General features: G+C 73.2%; 2 protein-coding genes and 1 pseudogene. All 3 read left to right on the top strand.

Going from position 1 to position 3,549, the window contains the following annotated elements; all coding sequences use genetic code 11:
* A pseudogene (locus EYA84_RS28680) lies at positions 1-121 on the top strand (16S rRNA (adenine(1518)-N(6)/adenine(1519)-N(6))-dimethyltransferase); the annotation flags it as partial.
* Between the two features lie 96 nt (positions 122-217).
* Entirely contained in the window at positions 218-1,165 is a 948-nt protein-coding gene (locus EYA84_RS28675) for a 4-(cytidine 5'-diphospho)-2-C-methyl-D-erythritol kinase (RefSeq protein WP_131057085.1), read from the top strand.
* A gap of 883 nt (positions 1,166-2,048) precedes the next feature.
* The coding region (locus tag EYA84_RS28670; RefSeq protein WP_131057083.1) for an ABC-F family ATP-binding cassette domain-containing protein at positions 2,049-3,549 on the top strand (1,501 nt) is incomplete at its 3' end.

Here is a 3,549-nt window from a genome sequence, read left to right as displayed (position 1 = left end):
GGCCGCCGCGGCGCTCACCGCCGCCGGAGTCGACCCCGGTGCACGTGGCGAGTCACTCACCGTCGAGCAGTTCGCCGCCATTGCCGCGTCGGCCCCGAACCACCCGTCGGCCGCGCAGTAGGCTGACGCGGACGCCGGTACCGGTCGCCGACACCGCCGAGGAGCTGATCGTGGAGAAGCCGTTCGACACCCGGATGCGTCCACGGGACACCGTCCGGTGACCGAGGCATGGCGACCGGAGGGTGAGGAACGGCGTGGTGCCGGCGGACCGGTCCGCGTACGGGTGCCCGCCAAGATCAACCTGCACCTGGGCGTCGGCCCGCTGCGACGCGACGGCTACCACGAGTTGAACACCATCTACCACGCGATCTCGATCTATGACGAGCTGACCGCGAGGCGGGGCGACACGCTCACCCTCACCATGGAGGGGGAGGGCACCGGAGAACTCGCCCTCGACGACTCCAACCTGGTCATCCGGGCCGCCCACGCCCTCGCCGGCTACAGCGGTGTGATGCCGCACGCCCGGCTGCACCTGCGCAAGCAGATCCCGCTCGCCGGTGGTCTCGCCGGTGGCAGTGCCGACGCCGCCGCCGCACTGGTCGCCTGCGACGCCCTCTGGGGCACCGGCCTGTCCCGCGACGAACTGGCCGGCATCGCCGCGGACCTCGGCTCGGACGTCCCCTTCCTGATCCACGGCGGCACCGCGCTCGGCACCGGCCGGGGCGAAGCGGTCAGCCCCGTGCTGGCCCGGCCGACCTCCTGGCACTGGGTCGTCGCCATCGCCGACAGTGGCCTCTCCACCCCACAGGCGTACCGGGAACTCGACCGGCTCCGCGACGCCGGCACCGCCGGTGAGCCGCTCGGCAGCACCGACAGACTGCTCGGCGCGCTGCGCCAACGCGACCCCCGGGTGCTCGCCCCCACCCTCGGTAACGACCTGCAGGACGCCGCACTGGCCATGCGTCCCGCCCTCGCCGACACCCTCAAGGCCGGCGAGGCGGCCGGCGCGCTCGCCGGCATCGTCTCCGGTTCCGGTCCGACGTGCGTCTTCCTCACCGCCGGCGCCGCCGACGCCGAACGTATCGCCGCCGAACTGGAGGCCGCCGGCGTGTGCCGCGAGGCCCGCGTCGCCCACGGCCCGGTCCACGGCGCCCGCGTCACCTGACACCACCGCACCGGGCTGGCCCCTGACCCCGAGCCGCGTCAGGCGCGGGGCCGTGTTCACGGTGCGGTCCTGTCGCGCTGACGGCGGGAACGGTTCGCGTCAGGCGTGAGGTCGTGGTCGTGCGCGGTCCCTGTCGAGCTGACGGCGAGGACGGATCGCGCGGGTTGTCAGTCGGCGGGGGTCGTGGCCGGGGCGCGGCCACAGCGGGCTGATGGCGGGGACGGATCGCGCGTGGTGTCAGGCGGCCGGCTGTGGCGCCCAGCAGGGGCGCCGAGCGAGGCGGCCTGGTGTACGTTCCCTGTCGAGCTGATGGCGGGGACAGTTCACGCGTGGTGTCAGGCGGCGGGGCCGTGGCTGGAGCACCGCCCTCCGAGCTGATGGCGGGAACGGATCATGCTCGGGAGACGGCTGCTCTGCGCTTGTCACGCTGCGTGCAGTTCCTTGCTGGCATGTTCGCGCTGAACCGGGCGTACGGTCTCGGGTTCGGGTGGTTCGGGTGGTTCGGGTGGCGCCGAGGTGGCGAGAGCATCGGCGGATCAGCTCGAAAGGCAGCCCAGCAGAGGTCCTGCCGGACCGTCGAACGGGGAAACACGGCGGGAACACGGCGAGGGAGCACGGCGGGCGGACGGGCCGCGCGTTGCCGTGGGAGAGCCAGCTCCAGCAGGTGTCGGCTCCGCCCCGGGGGACGTCACCCTGGTCATGGGCGCGTGGGGAGCAAGGTGAGCGTCGGTGGGTCGGTGCTACCGGGGCAGGGTGGGCCGGAGGGGTGGCGGGCCCGGTCGGGCGGGCGCCGAGGGGTGGCGGTGTTCCGCGTACCCTGGAAGGCCAGGCGTCCCCAGGTGCCCGCCGGCACCGGGACGCCTTGATCATGGAAGGTGGGTTCGTGGCCAACATCGTCAACCTGGACCGGGTGTCCAAGGGCTACGGCGCCGCCGGGCCGCTGCTCACCGACGTCTCGCTCGGTCTGGACGACGCCGACCGGATCGGTGTGGTCGGGCTCAACGGCGCCGGTAAGTCGACGCTGCTACGGCTGCTCACCCGGACCGAGGAACCCGACGACGGACGGGTCACCCACCGCCGTGACCTGCGCGTCTCCTGGCTGCCGCAGAACCTCACCCTCAGTCCCGAGGCCACTGTCCGGGACGTCGTCCTGGGCACCGAGTGGCTCGCCGAGAGCATGGGCGCCGAACACGAGTGGGCCGGCGACGCGGGCGTCCGCGCCATCCTCGACGGGCTCGGCATGCCGCACCTGGGCCTCGACGCCCAGGTCGGGCCGATGTCCGGCGGTGAGCGCCGCCGCGTGGCGCTGGCCGCGCTGCTGGTCCGCGACGCCGACCTGCTGATCCTCGACGAGCCCACCAACCACCTCGACGTCGGCGGCGTCGACTGGCTGGCCCACCACCTGCTCGGCCGCAAGGGCGCCCTGGTCGTGGTCACCCACGACCGCTGGTTCCTCGACGCGGTCTGCACCCAGACCTGGGAGGTCGCCGACCAGGCGGTCCGGGCCTACGAGGGCGGTTACGCCGCCTGGATCCTCGCCCGGGCCGAACGCGAACGCATCGCCGCCGCCACCGAGGCCCGGCGGCAGAACCTGCTCCGCAAGGAGATCGCCTGGCTGCGCCGGGGCCCGCCGGCCCGGACCTCCAAGCCGAAGTTCCGCATCGACGCCGCCAACGCCCTCATCGCCGACGTGCCGCCGGCGCGCGACACCATGTCGCTGCAACGGCTGGCCACCGCCCGGCTCGGCAAGCAGGTGTACGACCTGGAGGGCGTCCGCCTGCACGCCGGTCCCAAGACCATCCTGGAGGACGCCACCTGGCAGGTCGGCCCCGGCGACCGCGTCGCGATCCTCGGTGCCAACGGTGCGGGCAAGACCACCCTGCTGCGGATGCTCGCCGGCATCACCCGCCCCGACGGCGGGCGACTGGTCACCGGCTCCACGGTACGACCGGCCTTCCTCTCCCAGGAGTTGGCCGAACTCCCCAGCGAACTCCGGGTCCTGGAAGCCGTCGAGGAGGTCGCCCGACGGGTACGCCTCGGCGACCGGGAGATCTCCGCCGCGCAGCTCGCCGAGGTGTTCGGCTTCGACGACCGGCGTCTCTGGACCCCGGTCGGTGACCTCTCCGGCGGGGAGCGGCGGCGCCTCCAGATGCTGCGCCTGCTCGCCGGGGAACCGAACGTGCTGCTGTTCGACGAACCCACCAACGACCTCGACACCGACACCCTGGCCGCGCTGGAGGACCTGCTCGACTCCTGGCCCGGCACCATCGTGGTGGCCAGCCACGACCGCTACCTCATCGAGCGGGTCGCCGACACCGCGTACGGCATGTTCGGCGACGGCCGACTGGTGCACCTGCCCGGCGGCTGTCTCTTATTACACATCT

Source organism: Verrucosispora sp. SN26_14.1 (assembly GCF_004307965.1).
In the GTDB taxonomy this organism is placed as follows: Bacteria; Actinomycetota; Actinomycetes; order Mycobacteriales; family Micromonosporaceae; genus Micromonospora.
This window is presented reverse-complemented; position numbering and strand designations above follow the sequence as displayed.